The sequence below is a fragment of the Streptomyces sp. Wb2n-11 genome (assembly GCF_001049855.1).
GTDB classification, from domain to species: domain Bacteria; phylum Actinomycetota; class Actinomycetes; order Streptomycetales; family Streptomycetaceae; genus Streptomyces; species Streptomyces altiplanensis.
In genome coordinates, this window is record NZ_CVPB01000001.1 from 6796156 (window position 1) to 6816505 (window position 20350).

Below are 20350 nucleotides of genomic sequence, written 5' to 3' on the forward strand. Positions count from 1 at the left end.
GTGGGAGGACGGCGGGATGCGGGCCGACGACGATGCCGTACGGCGGTCCACCGCACGGACCGGGATGGTGCCGCTGCCCGGCGCGGCCGGGCTCGAAGTGCTGCGGCGGGCCGTACGCGGGGAGCACAGCGCTCTCGCGGTGCTGCACGGCGACGTCGGCCGGGTCCCCGCGCTGCTCCCCGCCCCCGCGGCCGCCGAACCCGTGCCCCTGCCCGTGCCCGCGCCCCTGCCCGCGCCCGCGCCCCTGCCCGCGCCCGTGCCCGCGCCCGTGGCTGCCTCGGACGAGGGCCCCACCGCGGTGACGGTCCCCGGGGGAACGCCGCCGGAGACGACGAGGGGGAGGACACCGGGGACGACGAAGGGGCGATCGCCGTCATCGGGCTCGCGGGCCGCTATCCCGGCGCGCCCGACCTCGACACCTTCTGGCGCAGACTCGCCGAGGGCGCCGACAGCATCGTCGAGGTCCCCGCCGACCGCTGGGACCACAGCGCCCACTTCTCGGCGGACCGCGACGCCCAGGGCCGCACGTACAGCCGCTGGGGCGGGTTCCTCGACGGTGTGGACCGCTTCCAGCCCGCCTTCTTCGGGATCTCCCGCAAGGAGGCCGAGCGGATGGACCCGCAGGAGCGGCTGTTCCTCACCGTGAGCTGGCACGCCCTGGAGAACGCCGGCTATCCGGCCCGGACCCCGGCGGTCCGCGGTGCCGGCGTCTTCGCGGGCGTGATGTGGAACCACTACCAGCTCCTCGCCGAGGAGGCGGGCGGAGTCGCCCCCACCGCCATGCACGCCTCCGTGGCCAACCGCGTCTCCTACACCCTGGACCTGCACGGCCCGAGCATGGCCGTCGACACCGCCTGCTCGTCGTCCCTGACCGCGCTGCACCTCGCCTGCGAGAGCATCCGCAGGGGCGAGTGCGGACTGGCACTCGCCGGCGGGGTGAACGTCTCCGTACACCCGCAGAAGTACCTCCAGCTCGCCCAGGGGAAGTTCCTCTCCACCGACGGCCGCTGCCGCAGCTTCGGCGAGGACGCGGACGGGTACGTGCCCGGTGAAGGCGTCGGCGTGGTGGTGCTCAAACCGCTCGGCCGGGCACGGGCCGACGGCGACCACATCCACGGGGTCATCCGGGCGACGGTCCTCAACCACACCGGTCGCACCAGCGGCTTCACCGTGCCCAGCCCCGCCGCGCAGGGCGAACTCGTCCGTGCGGCGCTGGACCGGGCCGGCTGGGACCCGGCCACCGTCGGCTGCGTGGAGGCGCACGGCACCGGCACCGAACTCGGCGACCCGATCGAGGTCGAGGGGCTGCGGAAGGCGTTCGACGGATCCGGCGCGGCCGAGGGCTCGATCGCCCTCGGCTCGGTGAAGTCCAACATCGGACACCTGGAGAGCGCGGCCGGCATCGCCGGACTGACGAAGGTGCTCCTGCAGCTCCGCCGCCGCGAACTGGTGCCGTCGCTCCACTCGGACCGGACCAACCCGCACATCGGGTTCGGCGGCACCCCGTTCCGGGTCCAGCGGGAACGCGGCCCCTGGCCGGCCGTCGGCGACACCCCCGCCGGGCCGGTGTCAGCGCCTTCGGCGCCGGCGGCGCGGGCGCTCACGTCCTGGTCGAAGAGGAGGCCCCTGTAGTGCGGCGACCGACCGAACCGCCCGCGGAGAGCCTTTACGTGCTGTCCGCGCGGACCGCGCCGGAACTGCGCGCGTACGCCCTCGCCCACCTGGAGTTCCTGCCCCCGGCCGGCCGCTCCGTCGAGTGGGTCGTCGAGCGGGCGGCAGCGGTGCTGGGCATTCCCGCGGAGGCCGTCGGGCCGCACGAGCCGCTGTGCGATCTCGGCTTCGACCTGCTGGGGCTGCGCGAACTGGGCGAGGCGACCGGCACCCGGCCCGCACCCGACAGCACCCTCGCGGAACTCGCCGACCCGGACGGCGACGACGACCCGCACCTCCTCACCGACCTGGCGTTCACCTCGCAGGTCGGCAGGACCCCGATGCTCCACCGCCTGGCCGTCGTCGCCTCCGGCATCGGCGAGCTGCGGGCCGCCCTGCGGCGGTACGCCGACGGCGAGCCGCCCGGAGCGCGTGCCTGCTGGACCACACCCGGCGACGCCCCCGAACCACCGCGGGCCGTCGCGGAGGCCGACGTGGTCACCGCCTTCCGGGCGGGGCGGCTCGCCGAGGTGGCGGCCCACTGGGCGGCGGGCGGCGACGTCGACTGGGCGGCGTGCCATGCCGGCGGCAGCGGCGCGAGACGCCGCCCCATGCCGGGATACCCGTTCCAGGAGGAGCCGTTCTGGGTGGGGCGCTGGAAGGGCGCTGAAACCGTTTTGACGGCCGGCTCCGCGACAGCCGGCCCCGGCCCCGGCTCCGACGCCCGTGCCGATGTCTTCGCGGTGCCCCCGCGGCAGGCCGTGGAGACGCTTGTGGAACCGGTCGCGGCAGGCGGCGAAGAGGTCGAACTCCGCGTCCTCGACGAGGGAATCGCGCTGCTCGTCATGCGGGACGCGTCCGGCAGCAACATGTTCACCGACGCGATGACGCGCGGCCTGCAGGACGCCTTCACCCGTATCGAGCACGACGACCGCGTCCGCGCCGTGGTGCTCACGGGTACGGAGACCGTGTTCAGCATGGGAGCCACGCCCGAGGGGCTGCGCACCCTGGCCGGAGGAGGCAGCCGGTTCACGGACGTGCCGTTCGTCTACGAAGGGCTCCTGCGCTGCAGCCGGCCGGTGGTCTGCGCGCTGCGGGGCCACGCCTCGGGCGGCGGGCTGGCCTTCGGCCTCTACGCGGACGTCGTCGTGATGGGCCGCGAAAGCGTCTACAGCGCCAACTTCCTCGCGTACGGCTTCACACCGGGAATGGGCGCGACCCACGTCCTCGGCGAGCGGCTGGGCAGCGCCCTGGCCGCCGAGATGATGTACACCGGCCGGGCCTGCCGCGGTGAGGAGCTGGAACGGCGCGGGGCCGGTGTCGTCTTCGCCGACCGGGCCCAGGTGCTCGCCACCGCCCTCGGGATCGCGCGCTCAATCGCGGACAAGCCGGCGGACGCGGTCCGGGTGCTCAAGCAGGACCTCGCGGACCGTTCCCTGGCCCGTCTCGCCCCCGTCGTCGCACGCGAGGCGGCCATGCACGACCGGGTGTTCGGCAGCGGCTCGGTGGACCGCATCGAGGCCCACTTCCGCAAAGTGGACCGCTTCCGCTCCGGCGGGACGGAGCCCGGACCGGCAGAGGCTTCCCCTCCGGTGCCGGCACCGCTGCCAGTGCCAGTGCCAGTGCCAGTGTCAGTGCCGGCTTCCGTCCCGTTCCAGGCTCCGCCTCCGCCCCAGGCCGCGCCCCGGCCACCGGTCCCGTCCCCGGCACCGGAACCGGCGGAGCTCTCGGCCGGCCGGCCGGCCGACGCGCGGATCACCGCCGTCGTGCAGGACGCGCTGTGCGAGAGCCTCTACATGAACCGCGACGAGATCGACCCGGCCCTCAGCTTCAACGAGATGGGTCTGGACTCGATCGGCGCGGTGGAGCTCGTGCGGGCCGTCAACAAGGAGTTCGGCCTGGACATCGACTCGGTCGCTGTCTACGACCATCCCACGCTGCCGCGCCTCGTCGGCCACGTGGGCCAGGTGATCGAGCGCGACCTGAACCTCCTGGCGTCCGCGACGTCCCCGGCGGAGGAACCTGCGGCCCCGGCCCCCGCCCCGGTCTCCCTCCCCGGGCCGGCCGACGCGTCCCCGCCGGTGCCCACCGCCCTCGCCGGACCGGCCGTCGCGCGCGTGTCGGCCGCCGTGCCCGCGCCGGACGAGCCCGGGGGCGCCCCGGCGCCGTCCGCGCCGTCCGTGTCGGCGGCCGGTGTCGTGACACTGAGCCCGCTCCCGGGCCGCCCCTGCGCCGTGACGCCGCCCTCCGCCGTGACGCCCGTGCCGGAGCCGGCGGCTCCGGACCCGCGGCTCCCGGCCGCACCGGCGGACACCGCGCCCCTGACCGGTACCGCCCCGTCGCCGGGGTCTGTGGACGGGACCGCCGACATCGCGGTGATCGGGATGGCCGGCCGGTTCCCCGACGCGCCTGATCTGGAAGCGTTCTGGGAGAACCTGGCCCAGGGCCGTGACAGCGTCCGGGAGGTGCCGGCCGAGCGGTGGGACCCGGCGAGGTTCTACGACCCCGACCGGCGTGCCCCAGGCCGTACGTACAGCAAGTGGGCCGCGCTGCTGGACGGTGCCGACCGGTTCGACCCGCAGTTCTTCCGGATGTCGCCGCTCGAGGCCGCCGCCATGGACCCGCAGCAGCGGATCTTCCTGCAGACCGCGTGGCAGACCCTGGAGGACGCGGGTCACGCCAAGACCCTGCCGGGCGGCCGGCGCTGGGGCGTGTTCGTCGGGTGCGCCACCGGGGAGTACCTGGACCTGCTGCGCGGCAGCGAGCAGGACGAGACGGCCCACGCTTTCCTGGGCAACTCCGCCTCGGTGCTGGCCGCCCGGATCGCGTACCACCTCGATCTGACCGGACCGACCATGGCGATCGACACCGCGTGCTCCTCGTCGCTGGTCGCCGTGCACCTGGCCTGCGAGAGCATCCGGTCCGGCGAGTGCGACGCGGCGCTGGCGGGAGGCGTGGCCCTGATGCTGACGCCGCGCATGCACATCCTGACCAGCAGGACCGGAATGCTCTCGCCCACCGGGCGCAGCGCCCCGTTCGACGCGTCCGCCGACGGGATCGTGCTCGGTGAGGGGGTGGGCGCCGTACTGCTCAAGCGCCTCGACCGGGCGCTCGCGGACGGGGACCGCATCCACGGGGTGATCCGGGCGAGCGGCGTCAACGGCGACGGGCGCACCAACGGCATCACCGCGCCCAGTGCCGTGTCCCAGTCGGCCCTGATCGAACGGGTGCGGCAGCGGGCCGGCCTCCGCCCCGAGGACGTGACCTACGTCGAGGCCCACGGCACGGGCACCCCGCTCGGCGACCCGATCGAGGTCAAGGCGCTCGAAATCGCGCTGGGCACCGGACCGTCACCGGCGGTCCCCTGCGGACTGGGGTCGGTGAAGGGCAACATCGGGCACACCACGATGGCGGCGGGCATCGCCGGACTGCTCAAGCTGCTGCTCGCCCTGCGGCACCGGCAGCTCCCCCCGTCGGTCAACTACGCGACCGCCAACCCGGAGATCGACTTCTCCCGCACCCGGCTGCGGCCCGTCACCGAGCTGATGCCCTGGCACCCGGGCCCCTCGGGTGAACTCGTCGGCGGCGTCAGCAGTTTCGGGTTCAGCGGCACCAACGCCCATGTGCTGGTCTCGGAACCCCCGGTCCGAGACGACGACACCCCGCCGGAGGCCGCCACCATGATGATCCCGCTCTCGGCACGCAGCCGGCCCGCTCTCGTGCGGACCATGACCGCGCTGGCGGACCACCTGGAGTCCGAGCGGCCCGCGCTGGCGGACGTCGCGGTCACCCTCGGCGCGGGGCGTGCCCACCACGAGATCCGGGTCGCGCTGTTCGCCGCCACCACCGGCGAACTGGTCGAGCAGCTGCGGGCCGAGACCGCCGGCCGGGCGCGAGCGGCCGGCGGCGGTGCCGAGGCGCGGACGGCCGAACGCTATCTGGCGGGCGAGGACATCGACTGGCCGCAGCTGTACGGCGCCCTCGGCGGACGGCACGTCTCCCTGCCCGGCTACCAGTTCGACACCGCCTCGTACGGACCGGCGTCCGCCGTGCCCGCGGCGGGGGTGCCGTCCGGGCCGGAGGCGCCTTCCGCGGGGGAGGCGCCGGCCGGCGTGGTCCGGCCGGTGCCCGACTGGACGGCCGAGGACCATGTGGTCGGCGGCACGCCGCTGCTGCCCGGAGTGGCCCTCTTCGAACTGGTCACCCTCGCCGCCGGCACGGCCGGCCCGGTGCGCATCGGGAACGTGCGGTGGCTGCGGCCCTTCGAACTGACCGTCTCGCGCACCCCGTTCGTCCGGCTCGAAGAGGACCGTTTCACCCTCGCCGGCGGGCCGGACGGCCCGGTCCACGCGCGGGGCCGTATCACCGCCGTGGCGCCGTACGCGGACGAGCGCATCGATCCGCGAGCGATCTCCGCGAGGTGTCCGGACCTCCTCCCCGGCTCCGCCCTGTACGCCGGGTTCGCGGCGGCGGGCATCGCGTACGGCCCCTCGTTCCGGGCGGTCGCAGAGGTACGGCGCGGCGCGGACGAGGCACTGGCGGAACTCCGGGTGCCGCCGGGCCGGGCCGTCGAACTGACCGGGCGGCCCCTGCACCCCGTACCGCTGGACGCCGCGCTCCAGGCCGTCGCCGCGCTGGCCGCGCCTGCCGGCGGCGAGGGCACGCAGGTACCGTTCGCCCTGCGCGAGCTGGAGGTGCTCGGCCCGGTCCCGGCCGTCGGCTGGGCCCACGCCGTACGTGAGGGGGACCGGTTCACCGTCCGCCTCGCGGACCGCGACGGTCGCGTCGCCGTCCGCTTCGGCGGGCTCGCCCTGCGCTCCCTCCGGCCCGGCGGACCGGCCCCCGGGCCGGCTGCCGCCGCCCCGGACCCGGCGGCCACCGGCACGGTGGAGAACCTGGTGCATCTCCCCGAGTGGCGGGACGCCCCGCCGGTTGTTGGCGCACCGGCGGCCAGGCCGTCACGGGTACGGGTCGTCCATGGGCCCGGCACCGCGGACCTGGCCGCCGCGCTGGTGGCGGCGCACCGGGCCGCCGGCGACGAAGTCCTCTCCTCACCGGAGCCGGCCTGCGACGGCGCCTGCGACCTCGTCTACTTCCTCGCCTGCGAGCCGTTCCGCGGCCGCGCTCCGCAGGAGGACCGGGCCCCCCGGGACCTGCTGAGAACGCTCAAGTCCCTGATCGTCACGGCCGCCGGACGGCCCCTCACGCTCAAGGCCGTCGTCGCCGGGGCGGTCGACACCGGCGAAGGCACGGTCCGCCCGCACGCCGCCGGCCTGCTCGGCATGGCCCGCTCGGCGGCCGCCGAGCACCCGGCCTGGACGGTCGGCTGTGTCGACGTGGGCACCGGCCGATGGCGGCCCGACGACCTCGCGGAGCGGCTGCGGCGCGAACCGGCCGCCGAACGGCTGGTCGCTCTGCGCGGGGACCGCCGGCTCGTCCGTACGGTGCGCCCGGCGGCACCTGCCGCTCCCGGCCGGCCCCCGAGCGGCGGCGGGGAAGACCCGCACCCGTACCGGCGGGGCGGTCACTACCTGATTCTCGGCGGCACCGGTGGCATCGGGCGGGAACTCGCACGGCACCTGGCCCGGACGGCCGGCGCCCGGATCACCGTCGTGGGGCGGCGGGCCGCCGACGCGCGGGTCGCGGGGGTGCTCACCGACGTCGAGCGGCTCGGCGGCAAGGCCCTGTACCTGCGGGCCGACGCCACCGAACCGGCCGCGCTGCGGGCGGCGGTACGGGACGCGCGCCGCGCCTTCGGGGCCGTGCACGGGGCGTTCCACGCCGCGATGGTGCTGGGTGACCGCACGCTCGCCAGGATGGACGAGGACGCGCTGGACGAGGTCCTCGCCCCCAAGGTGCCGGGGGCGGTGACGTTCGGCGAGACGCTCCGCACCGAACGGCCGGACTTCCTGGCGTTCTTCTCCTCCGCGGTGTCCTTCACCGACTCGGCCGGCCAGGCCAACTACGCCGCCGCGAGCACGTTCGAGGACGCCTACGCGGCCGAACTGCGCCGCCGCTGCCGGTTCCCGGTCACGGTCGTCAACTGGGGCTACTGGGGAAGCGTCGGCGTCGTGGCCGACGAGCGCTACGCCGAGCGGCTCGCCGGCTTCGGCGTCGGCTCCATCGCTCCGCGGGAAGGCATGGCCGCGCTCGACGCACTGCTGCGCGACGGGGTGCCGCAGGCACTGGTCGTCCGGGCCGGGGCCGACGGACTGGCGCGGCTCGGGGTCGAGTCCGGGACCCGCGGTCCCGCGCCCGCCGCGCACGGGTCACGGGACTCGTCCGCCGCGCGGGGGGCCGCCGGTGGGCACACCACATCGGACCCCGCCGTACCGGCGGACCCGGCAGCCCGTTCCCGGGAAGGCTTCGCCGCCCTGCAACGACTCGCGCCGGCGCTGCTCGACGAGCGCCTGCGCCGCGAACTCGGGCCGCTGGACGGAACCGTGGAACACCTGGCGGCCAGGCTCGGTGTGGACGCGGGCCGGCGGCGTCTCTTCGAGGCGCTGCTGGGGCTGCTGGAGTCCGCCGGACGCGTCCGGCGCACCGGTGGACTGGTCGAATCCGTCCCCGGGCCGCCCGCGGACGTCCACGACCCGACGGACCGGCACCCCGACCTCGCGCCTCATCTGCGGCTGCTTCGCCGCTGCGTCGACGCGGTGCCCGACGTGCTGGCCGGCCGCGTACGCCCCACCGAGGTGCTGTTCCCCGGCGGTTCGGCGGACCTGGTCGAGCAGGTCTACCGGGGCCAGGCCTCCGCGGACTTCTACCACCGCCTGCTCGCGGAGGAGACCGCGGCGGCCGTCGCCAGGGTCCACCACGCCACCGGGCGGACCGTGAGGATCCTGGAAATCGGCGCCGGCACCGGCGCCAGCAGCGCGTTCGTACTGCCGGCCTGCGCCGGCACCGGCCTGCCGGTCGACTACCGGTACACCGACATCTCCACGGCCTTCCTGCGCCGCGGGCAGGACGCGTACGCCGCCGCCCACCCGTTCGTGCGTTTCCAGACGCTGGACATCGAACGGGACCCGGCCGGCCAGGGGTTCGCACCCCACACCTTCGATCTGGTGCTCGCGACCAATGTGCTGCACGCCACCGCCCGGATGGACCGGACCCTGGCCCATGTGCACGACCTGCTCGCACCGGGCGGTGTCCTGCTGGTCAACGAGGTGACCCGGGCGGCGCACTTCCTCACGCTCACCTTCGGCCTCACCCCCGGCTGGTGGCGCTACGAGGACGCCGAGCACCGTCTTCCCCACGCGCCGCTGCTCGGGCCCGCCGCATGGCGCCGGCTGCTCGCCGAGGCGGGTTTCGGCGCGGTGCGGGTGCGTGGCTTCGACGGTACGCCCGCCGACGACCTCGAACAGTGCCTGTTCGTCGCGGGCGAGGCGGGCCCGGTCGCGGGGGAGCCCTCGGGGGAGGAGCTCCCCGCGAAGCGGCTCCCGGCGGCGGAGTACCGCGCTGAGGACCCCCCGGCGGGGCACTCCCCGGCGGGGCACTCCCCGGCGGGGCACTCCACGCGGGCGAACGACGGCCGGGCCGCCGGCCCCGGCGCCGTGCGTGGCTATGTGCGCCGCGTCTTCGCGGAGGTGCTCCGGTTCGCGGAGACGGACCTCGAGGACACGGTGACGTTCGAGAACTACGGTGTCGACTCCCTGGTGAGTCTGGACATCACCGCCCGCTTCGAGCGGGACCTGGGCCCCCTGCCGTCGACCCTGCTCTTCGAGCACCTGACCATCGCCGATCTGGCGGACCACCTCGCGGGCACGCACCCCGAGCACTTCACCGCGGCCCTCCAGGACCCCGGCGGGGAGCAGGCGGGCGGTACCGGACCCGGTCCGTCCGCCCCGCCCGAGCCGCTGCACTCCGCTCCCGAGCAGTGGTCCCCGGCACCCGAGCCACCGCCCCTCGTGCCGGAGCCGCCGCGCCGGCCGTCCGTGGCGGTGGCCGGTTCCGCCGGGCCCGCGCGGCCGGACTCACCGCACCACGACGAGGACATCGCCGTCATCGGAGTCACCGGCCGCTACCCGGGCGCCGAGGACCTGGACGCCTTCTGGGACATGCTGGCGGAAGGCCGCACCGGGATCACCGAGATCCCCGCCGACCGCTGGGACTGGCGCGCGTACTTCGACACGGAGAAGGGGAAGCCGCAGCGGGCGTACAGCCGCTGGGGCGGGTTCCTGGACGGAATCGACCGCTTCGACCCGGCTTTCTTCGGGATCCTGCCCCGGGACGCCGCCGACATCGACCCGCAGGAACGCCTCTTCCTCGAAACCGCCTGGAACCTCCTGGACCGCGCGGGCCAACTCGGCGAGACCACCAGGGAGCGCAGCACCGGTGTCTTCGTCGGCACCATGTACGGCTCCTACGGGCAGCTCGCCGCCACCGGATGGGCCGGGGGAAAGCTCGCCGGCGCCCACTCCGCGTACTGGTCGATCGCCAACCGGGTCTCGTACACGCTGGACCTGAACGGCCCCAGCTTCGCCGTGGACTCGGCCTGCTCGTCCTCGCTGCTCGCCGTCCACCTGGCCTGTGAGAGCATCCGGCGCGGCGAGTGCCGCACCGCGATCGCCGGCGGCGTCAACCTCATCCTGCACCCCGCCCACCACGTGTCGCTCTGCTCGATGAACATGCTGTCCGCCGACGGGCACTGCAAGGTCTTCGACGCCCGCGCCGACGGCTTCGTGCCGGGCGAGGGGGTCGGTGCCGTCCTGCTCAAGCCGCTGCGCCGGGCCGTCGAGGACGGGGACGACATCTGGGGCGTCATCAAGTCGGGGCTGAGCAACGCCGGGGGCAAGACCGGCGGATACACCGTGCCCAACCCGGGTGCGCAGGCCGCGCTGATCGCCGAAGCGGTACGCCGGGCCGGGGTCGCCCCGGCCACCATCGGCTACGTCGAGGCGCACGGCACCGGGACCGAACTGGGCGATCCGATCGAACTGGCCGGCCTGAGCCGCGCTCTCGGCACGGTGGCCGGCGACAGCGGCGTGCGGTGCGCCGTCGGCTCGGTGAAGGCGAACGTCGGCCATCTGGAGGGCGCCGCGGGCATCGCCGGTCTGACCAAGGTCCTGCTCCAGCTCCGGCACGGCCGGATCGCTCCCGTCGCGGGCCTGGGCACCGTCAACCCGAAGATCGGGCTCGACCCGGCCCGGTTCACCCTGCCGACCGAGCTGTCACCCTGGCCGAGCGCCGGCTCCGCCCCGAAGCGGGCCGGTGTCAGTTCCTTCGGCGCGGGCGGTGCCAATGTCCACCTGGTCGTGGAGGAGTTCCGGGACGCCCGGCCCCCGACCCCCGTCCGGCCGGGCGAGCAGCTGTTCGTCCTGAGCGCCCGCACCAGGGGCCAACTGGTGCGTTACGCGGGTCTCGTGGCCGAATTCCTCGGCGGGCCGGGAGCCGGCGCGACGCTCGACGCCGTCTGCTTCACCAGCCAGGTCGGCCGCCGGGAGTTCCCCGAACGGCTCGCGGTACGGGCCGACGACTGCGCCGGACTCGCCGCGAAACTGGCCTCGGTGGCGTCCGGCTCGATACCGGCCGGTGCGCTGGTCGGCACCGCGGGACCCGGCGGGCCGGCGGGCGGCGCCGACGACGGCGAGGACGCGGCCGCACTCTGGGTACGGGGCGCGGCGGTCGACTGGGAGGCCCGCCGCCCGGGCCCCCGGCCCCGCCGGGTCGCGCTGCCCGCCTATCCGTTCGAGCGCTCCCGTCACTGGCTGACCGTCGACGCGACGCCGGCGCCCCCGGCCCCCGCAGCTGCTCCCGCCGGGGCACCCGGCGCGGCGCAGTCACCGGCTCCGGCCCTCGGCGCGGCGGCGTCCCCCGAACCGGTGCCCGTCGCGGAACCGACCCGTACCGTCTACCGCAGGCCCGTGTGGGAGGACGTTCCCGCGGCCGTGCCCGACGCGGCGCCCAGGTCGCTCCTGGTGATGACCGACGAGGACGGACTCGCCGCCGCGTTCCGGCGCGCCCTGGACGGCACCGGCACCCGCTGCACCGTGATCCGGCCGGGAGACACCCCTTCCGTCCTGCCCGACGCGGTCGTCCACACCGGCGGCCTCCACACCTTCGTACAGCTCTGCGCCGATCTGCTGCGTGAGCGCCCCCGCTCCGTGCTCCGCGCCCTCCACACGCACGCCACGGCCGATCCGGAGCAGATCGCCGTCGCCGGAGCGCTGCGCAGCATCGCTCTGGAGCACAGTGGATTCAGCGGCTCGCGCGTGGAGTTCGCCCCGGGCACCGACGCGTCGGCCCGCGCGGCGCTGCTGCTCGCCGAACTCGCCGGCACCGAGCAGGAGGTCAGTCACCAAGGCGCCGTACGGAAAGCCAAGAGGCTTGCCGAATTCACCCCGCCGGAGGCGGACGGGCCGCTGGGGCGGCCCGGTGGCACCTACCTGATCACCGGCGGGGCGGGCGCCCTCGCGCTGCACGTCGCCGAGGAACTCGCCGCACAGGGGCCGGTCCGGCTCGTCCTGGCCGGCCGCTCGGACCCGGGCCCCCGGGCGGCCGCACGCATCGCCGCGCTGAACCGCGCGGGCACCACCGCGGAGTTCCACCGGGCGGACGTGACCCGGAAGGAGGACGTGCGGCGACTGGTGGACGCCGCGGGCGCCCTGACCGGCGTCGTGCACACCGCGGGCGTGACCCGGGACGCGCGCGTCGTGCACAAGACGCCCGGGGAGATCACCGAGGTCCTCGCGCCCAAGGTGACCGGCACCCGGCTGCTCGACGAGATGACCGCCGGACACGAACTCGACTTCTTCGTCCTCTTCTCCTCGGTCGTCGGGCAGACGGGCAACGCGGGGCAGGCCGACTACGCCGCTGCCAACGCCTTCCTGGACGCCTTCGCCGCCGAGCGCGAGGACCGCCGTCGGCGCGGGGAACGCCCGGGCCGCACGGTGTCCGTCGGCTGGCCGCTGTGGGCGGACGGCGGCATGACCGTCGAGGACGGCACCCGGGAGCTGTTCGCCCGCCAGTGGCGCATGGCGCCGCTGCCGACCCGCACCGCCCTGCGGGCGCTGCGGCGCGGCCTCGCCGGCCAGGACCCCTCCTTCCTCGTCGTGGAGACCCTGACGCCGGCCCCGGCCCCGGCGGCCGTCACCGGACCGCCGGGGCCGGACGGTGCGAGGGCCCTGCTGCGCCGGCTCGCCTCCGGCTTCCTCCTGGTGGAGGAGAGCGAGGTCGACCTCGACGACGACCTCATGGACGCCGGGTTCGACTCGATCTCCCTGACGGAACTCATCAACGAGGTCAACGAGGAGTACGGGCTGGACCTGCTGCCCACGGTGCTCTTCGAATGCGCGAGTCTGGAGGCGTTCGCCGGCTTCCTGACGGAGCACCACGGCGCTGCGGTGCCGGAAGCGGCGCCGGAGGTGGTGCCGGAGGTGGTGCCGGAACGCTCCCCTCGGCCCGAGGCGGCGGAAGGGGAACCGCGGCCGGCGTCCGGGGCGGAACCCGCGGCGCGGCCGAGCACCCCGGCCGGGGACGTCGCGGTCGTCGGTGTCGCCGGGACACTGCCCGGGGCGACCGGGCTCACGGACTTCTGGCGGCGGGTGGCCGCGGGGGAGGACCTCGTCGGCCCGGTGCCCGCCGACCGTGCCGACCTGCGCTCGCACCCCGGCACCGCCGGGCTGCGGGGCGGATTCCTCGACGACGTCGCGACCTTCGACGCCGAACTGTTCAGGATCTCCCCGGCCGAGGCGGCGCTCATGGACCCGCAGCAGCGGCTGTTCCTGCAGACCGTCTGGCGGGCCGTGGAGGACAGCGGCCACCGGCCCGACTCGCTCGCCGGCAGCGACACCGGGCTCTTCGTCGGGGTCTCGACCACCGACTACGCCGATCTGCTCCGCGCCCACGGCACCCCGGTCCAGGCGCACACCGCCAGTGGGATCGCGCACTCCATCCTCGCCAACCGGGTCTCCCACGTCCTTGACCTGCGGGGCCCGAGCGAAGCCGTCGACACCGCCTGTTCCAGCTCCCTGGTCGCCCTGCACCGGGCCGTACGGGCCATCGCCGCGGGCGACTGCTCCCTCGCCGTCGCCGGGGGTGTCAACGTCCTGCTCAGCCCCGGTCTCTTCACCGCGTTCCAGCAGTCGGGCATGCTCAGCCCGGACGGCGCCTGCAAGACGTTCGACCGGGACGCCGACGGATACGTCCGCGGCGAAGGCGTGGGCGTGGTCGTGCTCAAGCCGCTCGCGGCCGCAGAGGCCGACGGCGATCACATCTACGCGGTCGTCCGGGGGAGCGCCGTCAACCACGGAGGCCGGTCGGCGTCGCTCACCGCCCCCAACCCGGAGGCCCAGGCCCAGGTGCTGATCCGCGCCTACCGTGAGGCCGGCGTCGATCCGCGGCAGGTGAGCGCCGTGGAGGCCCACGGCACCGGCACCCGCCTCGGCGACCCGGTGGAGGCCGAAGGCCTCAAGAAGGCCTTCGCCGCCCTGTACGAGGAGGCGGGCCTGCCCCCGGCCACGGTCCCGCACATCGCCCTCGGCTCCGTCAAGACGAACATCGGGCACCTGGAGGCGGCGGCCGGTGTCGCCGGTCTGCTGAAGACGGTCCTCGCCATGCGGCACGAACTGCTGCCGCCCAGCATCCACTTCACGCACCCCAACCCGTACCTGCGCCTGGACGGCACACCGTTCTACGTCAACGACCGGGCCAGGCCCTGGACCGGCGACCGGATCGCCGGGGTCAGTTCCTTCGGCTTCGGCGGCACCAACGCGCATGTGGTGCTCGGTTCCCATCACCGAGCGGCGGCCGCCGCCACAGGGGCGGGGGAGCCCCAGCTGCTCGTGCTCTCCGCCCGCTCACCGCAGGCGCTGCGCGGGTACGCGGCGGACGTGGCCGACGCACTGGAGCAGACACCGGAACCAGAACTGCCCCGTGTCGCCTACACCCTCCAGGTGGGCAGGACCCCGTACCCGCACCGGGCGGCGCTGGTCGCCCGCTCGCTGCCGGAGGCGGTTCGCCGGCTGCGCGCGCTGGCCGACGGTGAACCCGGTGGCCAGGCCGGCCGTGCCGCGCCCGGGGCAGCCCCGGTCCCGGACACCGCGGACCTGTCGTTGACGGAGCTGGCCGAACGGTGGGCCGGGGGCGCGGAGGTCGACTGGGCCGCCCGCTGGCTCGGCCGTGAGCCGGGCCGCACCCCGCTGCCGGGCGCGCCGTTCGGCGGTCGCAGGCACTGGTTCGACGAGCGCGCCGTCCGGCATGCCGACGACCCGTACAGGAAGGAAGCAGTCGTGGCCGAGCAGTCCCGCCACCCCCGGGGGAGCGACACCCCGGCGCCTCGCCGCCGGGCCCGGAAAATCGTGCTCGCACCGGTCGGCCCGGCCCCGTCGCCGCCCCCGGCCCCCGCGTCCGCGCGGGCGGCCACGGTGTCCGTACCGGCACAGGCGTCCGCGTCCGCCCCTCTGGGTACTGCCGCCGTGCCCCTGCCGGCGCAGGCACCCGCACCGGCACCCGTCGCGTCCGCCACAGTGCCCGCGCCCGACCCGGCGGCCGCTTCGCGGGCCCGGGAGGAAGCCGCCCCGGCGGTGCCCGGCTCCGTCGACGCCACCGCCGTCGCGCGGGACATCACGGCGCAGATCGCCGACATCCTCGGCATGGAGCCGGAGGCGGTCGGCCCGGAACAGCCCTTCGGCGATCTCGGACTGGACTCCATCTTCCGCATGGACCTGGCCCGGCGGCTGGCCGCCGTCCACGCGGTCGAGCTGCAGGCCGCCGAACTCTACGAGCACGACACCGCCGCCCTCCTCGCGGCCTACGTCGCGAGCGCGACCCCCGCCCCGGCCCCGGTACCCGCCTCCGCCCCGGTACCCGCCCCGGCTTCCGCTCCGGCTCCTGCCCCCACCCCGGCACCCGCCTCCGCCGACGCGCCCGCTCCCGCTTCCGCTTCCGCCGCCGAGGTGATCGAGGGCGGCGCCGAGGTGACGGCCGGTGCCGAGGACTCGCTGGGCCGGCTCGTCGAAGCGGTCACCGGGCGGCCGTTCGACCCGCGCAGGAGCTTCGCCGACAACGGCGTCACCTCATTCGACATGCTGCGTACCGTCAGTGCGCTGGAGCGCCGGTTCGGCTCGCTCCGCAAGACCCTGTTCTTCGATCACCCGACCGTTGCGGCTCTTGCCGCCCACCTGGAGAAGGCGTACGGCGCCGGCCGCGCGGCGGACCTCCTGGCCGAGGTCCTGTCGCTCGGCGCCCCGGTGTCCGGAACGGGCCACGTCGTGCTGCCCGCCTCACCCGCCGACCCCTCGCCCCCGGCGACCGCGCGCGACGCCGCCGGCCCCCTCGTCGTGCGCAAGCGCGAACTGGCGGACCTGCCCGACGTGGCCCGGCTGCTGGCCGGGATAGACCGGGAGCACGCCAAGGAGGGCGGCCTCGCCGGACGGGACATCGCCCCGCTGGCGTTCGTCGGAGCGGGCCGCCGCGCCTACTTCAACTTCTCCCGGCGCGACGACCACCTGTTCGCCTGGAGCTATGCGGGCGCCGAGGCGGACTTCGCCCCCCTCGCCGCGGAGTGGCTGGCCTATGCGGAGAAGCACGGCCTGCGGCCCAACTTCCTCTCCCTGCTGCCCTTGACGGAGGCGGGCGGCACGCCCCTGACAGCCACCCCGTTCGGCGCGGTCCAGCGGCTGGAGGACCTTGCCGGATTCAGCCTCTCCGGCGGCCGGATGAGCAGGCTGCGCAACCTCGTGGCCCGGTTCGAACGCTCCGGACGCGTCTCCACCGACGAGTACACGGTGGGCTCCGACCCGGCGACCGACCGCGAGATCATCGACATGATCGTGCGCTGGGGCGAGCAGAAGCAGATGGTCAACCCCTATGTGGCGGTGGTGCGTGAGGAGTTGGCGAACGGCCGGCTGGACGCGCGGCACCGGATGTTCCTCACCCGCGTGAACGGCGAGCTCGCGAGTGCGGTGATCGTCACCAGGATCCCGTCGGAACCCGGTCATCTCCTGGACCTCGAGTTCTACCCCGCCGACGCGCCGCGCGGCGGGCTCGAGTACGCGATCGTCGAGATCCTCCGGCGGCTGCGCGCGGAGGGCGCGCAGCTGTTCAGCTTCGGCGCCAGCTTCGGCGTCAAACTGACCGACTCGCCGAACGCGTCACCGGAGGTGGCGCAGGGGCTCCGGGAGCTGAGCTCGATCGGCGTGTTCGGCGAGGGCAACTTCCGTTTCAAGAACAAGTTCCGGCCCGTCAACGTGCCGATCTACCTCTGCCAGCGGGCGGACGCGCCGCCTTCACCGGTCTCCGAGGTGATCCTGATGATCGCCGACCCGGACATCGGCGCCGGCGTCCCCGGCCTGCTCGACCCCCGGTCCGCGGCGCCGGCGGTCACGGTGACGGAGGAGCCCGCCGATCCACCCGAGCCCCGTCCCACCGCGCCCGCGCCCGTGGCGGCTTCGCACCCCGCCCCAACCCCGGCCCCCGTGCCCGCTCTCCCCGCGCCGCGCACCCCGGCGGACGAACCGGAGCGGGCCGCCCGGCTGGCCGGGGCCGGGTACAACCCGCTGGCGCTCCCCCGGCGCGACGTCGGCTTCGACCTGGTGACCGACTCGTGGGCGGAGCTGGACGACCCGCTGGTCGCCGCCCGCGCCCGCACCCTCCAGGAGCGGATCGAACGTGAGCAGGGGCCCGCGGACTTCGAGCCGCCGGGCTGGCTGCCCTTCGCCCACGCGCTGCCCACGGCCTCCGGCCGCTCGGCGGAGGCGCTGTTGTGCCGTGCCTGGCCGGGGCCGCGCGGCACGGTCGTCCACAACGAGCTCTTCCCGAGCTGGTCGATGAGCCTGGCCGACGCGGGGTTCACGGCCCGGCAGGTCGCCGCATCGCCCGGCGCCCTCTTCGCGGGCGACCTCGACATGACGGCCCTCGGCGCGGCTCTCGCGGAGGCGGGCCCCGAGGTGTCCTTCGTCGCCGTCGAGCTGACCGGCAATGCGGCGGGGGGCCACCCGGTGTCCGTGGCCGGCCTCCGCGCGGTACGGGCGGCGGCCGACGCCCACGGGGTACCGCTGGTCCTCGACGCGACCCGGGTACTGGAGAACGCCGCCCACGTCGTGGCGCACGAGGACGCGTGGCGCGGTGCCGACCTGTGGAAGGCCGCCGACGCGCTGCTGGCGTCGGCCTCCGCGGCGACCCTCAGCCTCTCCAAGGACTTCGGCGTCGCCTCGGGCGGCCTGGTGGCGACCGGGCTGCCCGAGCTCGCCGACAGCCTGCGCGAGCACGTCGGGACGCGCGGCCACGAAGTGGGCCTGGCCACCCGCAGGCTGCTGGCCCGCGCACTGTCCGAGCAGGACGAGGCCGCGGCCATGGTCGAGGAGCGGATGGAGGCGGTCCGTACGCTGTGGACGGGGCTGCACCGGGCCGGGTGGCCCGTCGTCGAACCGGCGGGCGGCCACTGCGTCCTGCTGGACGTGGACCGGGCGCCCCGGTTCGCGGGCCTGGAGCGGCCCGTCGAGTCCGCCCTCGCATGGATCTACCGGGGCACCGGAGTGCGCGCCGCGCCGCACCTCGCCGGCCGGGGGCGGATCCGGCTGGCCGTCCCGCTCGGCTTCGGCGTGCGGCGTGCCGCGCAGGCCGCGGACCGCCTGGCGGCACTGTGGCGCGACGACGCGCCCGTACCGGACCTGCTGCCGGTCGGCGGCCCGCGGCAGGCGGGCGTCCCGGCGCGGTTCCATCCGGCGGAGACCCTGCCCGAGGACATCGGCGGGGCCATGCGCGAGGGGCACCGGGCACCGGACGACAACGCCGCGGTCCTCGCCGAGTGCGCGCCCGCGGTGGAGCGCCGGCTGATCGACCTGCCCGGGGGGCAGGTGGAGGTGTTCAGCGCCGGTTCAGGACCGGTGCTGCTGATGATGACGCCGTTCAACGTCGGCGCCGGGGTCTTCGCCCGGCAGTACGCGCAACTGGCCGGCCGCTACCGGATGATCACGGTGCACCATCCGGGTGTCGGTGCCACCACCGTGCGCGGCGACCTCACGCTCGACGGGATCGGTGCCCTCTGCCGCACGGTCCTCGACCACCTCGGCGTCACCGGCAGGGTCCATGTCCTCGGATCGTCGTTCGGCGGCCTCGTGGCGCAGAGCTTCGCGCTGCGGCACCCGGAGAGCACCGCCTCGCTGACGCTGGTCGGCAGCTCGTACAAGGTCGGCAACCGCAACGGCGAGGTGAACCGCCTGTCCGTCGTGGCGGCGGAGGACTTCGACCGTATGGAGGGGCACCGCACCATCGCGCCGGGCAGCCGCGCGGGCCTCGAACGGCTGCTGCTGCGCTGCGAGAGCATGGACCCGCAGACCGGACTGAGCTATCTGGACGTTTTCGCCGCGCAGCCCACGCTGTTCGCCCGGCTGCCGGAGATCACCGTGCCGACCCTGGTGCTGTGGGGCCGGCACGACACGGTCATCCCGCTGAAGGCGGCCCACCTGCTGCACGGCGCGATCCCGGACTCCCGGTTCGCCGAGCTGACCGGTGCCGGGCACTTCCCCTGCCTGACCCACCCCGAGGACGTGCACCGGCTGCTGCTGCCCTTCCTCGCGGACAACGAGGCCGGAGGAACGGCATGAGCACCCTGCGGCGCACCGAACGGATCCGGCCCGGCATGTGCGGGCACAACTCGCTCCTGGCGGGCCAGATCGGTGACTGGACGTGGGACGCGGTCTCGAAGACGTGCGGCACCGACGTGCTGCGTGCCGAGGACGCCTCCGGGAACCCCACCTACCTGTCCTTCTACTACTACCGGGTACGCGGCAGCCGGCGGTTCCACCTGCGCAGCCCCGCCTTCGGGGACGAACTGCACATCACCACCCGCCTCTTCGGATTCGGCAGCGAGTCGGTGCTCACCCTGCACCGGATCGGCCGTTCCGCGGCGCAGGCCGCCCGCCCGCTCGACCCCGAGGACTTCTACGCCTTCGGCGACCCGGACTGCCTGTACGTGGAGAACTTCAACCGCTGGGTCGTCCGGGGCCCCGGCGCGGGCAACGGCGGCCTGGTCCGCTCCTCGCCGCCCGACTTCGACCACCGGCACCTGCCGGAGCTGCCCGAGAAGTACTCACCGCGGCACGCGTGCGGCCGGGCCCGCCGCACGCTGACCTTCCTCGAACACGGAGACCGGAGACCGGCGGCGGAACTCGCCGTCGAGTACGAGGTCGACCCGTCGAGGGACCTCAACGGCGCCGGACTGCTCTACTTCGCCGCCTACTTCTCGATCATCGACCGGGCACTGCTGTGCCTGTGGCGTTCTCTGGGCCGCGACGACCGGTCCTTCCTGGACCGTGTGGTCGTCGACCAGCAACTGTGCTACCTCGGCAACGCCGACGCCGGGCAGCCGCTCACCGTCGCCGTGCGGCTCTGGGAGAGGCCCGGGGGCGGCGAAGCCGTCGACGTGGTGCTGCGCGACCGGGACACCGGCCGCGTCCTCGCCGTGTGTTCGCTCCAACTGGAAGGAGAGCAGGACCGATGACCACACCGACCGGTGCCCGGGAACGGATGGCGGAGGTGGTGCGGGAGGTCGTCGGACAGATCCTGCCGGACGTCGCCCCGCACGACATCACCGGAGACCGGCACCTGAAGGATCTCGGCGCGGACTCGGTAGACCGTGTCGAGATCATCCTCGGCATCATGGACCGGCTCGGCCTGGAGGAAAGCATGTCCAGCTTCGGTGAACTGCCGGACATCGACGCCCTGATCGACTTCCTCGCCGCCGCCGGAGGACGCTGAC

Annotated in this window: 4 protein-coding genes; all 4 read left to right on the forward strand. The window is 75.0% G+C overall.

Features of this window, described 5'->3' with window-relative positions:
• From BN1555_RS40825 to BN1555_RS31040, 4 genes are read left to right on the forward strand one after another with little or no spacing between them, the layout of a single operon-like run.
• Positions 1-1632, forward strand: coding sequence for a beta-ketoacyl [acyl carrier protein] synthase domain-containing protein (locus BN1555_RS40825; protein ID WP_093802468.1), 1632 nt, complete (start codon positions 1-3; stop codon positions 1630-1632).
• A complete protein-coding gene (locus tag BN1555_RS40830) occupies positions 1632-19196 on the forward strand; it encodes an SDR family NAD(P)-dependent oxidoreductase (RefSeq protein WP_093802469.1) in 17565 nt (5854 codons plus the stop codon). The genes BN1555_RS40825 and BN1555_RS40830 overlap by 1 nt, the downstream gene beginning before the upstream one ends.
• Positions 19193-20092, forward strand: coding sequence for an LnmK family bifunctional acyltransferase/decarboxylase (locus BN1555_RS31035; RefSeq protein WP_093802470.1), 900 nt, complete (start codon positions 19193-19195; stop codon positions 20090-20092). Before BN1555_RS40830 ends, BN1555_RS31035 begins: the two co-directional genes overlap by 4 nt.
• Complete coding sequence (locus tag BN1555_RS31040; RefSeq protein ID WP_093802471.1) at positions 20089-20349, forward strand: acyl carrier protein; 261 nt, start codon at positions 20089-20091, stop codon at positions 20347-20349. Before BN1555_RS31035 ends, BN1555_RS31040 begins: the two co-directional genes overlap by 4 nt.
• The last annotated feature ends 1 nt before the right edge of the window (position 20350 follow it).

Coding starts and splice junctions, on each gene's coding strand:
- BN1555_RS31040 (WP_093802471.1), top strand. CDS start 20,089: ATGACCACACCGACCGGTGCCCGGGAACGGATGGCGGAGGTGGTGCGG.
- BN1555_RS31035 (WP_093802470.1), top strand. CDS start 19,193: ATGAGCACCCTGCGGCGCACCGAACGGATCCGGCCCGGCATGTGCGGG.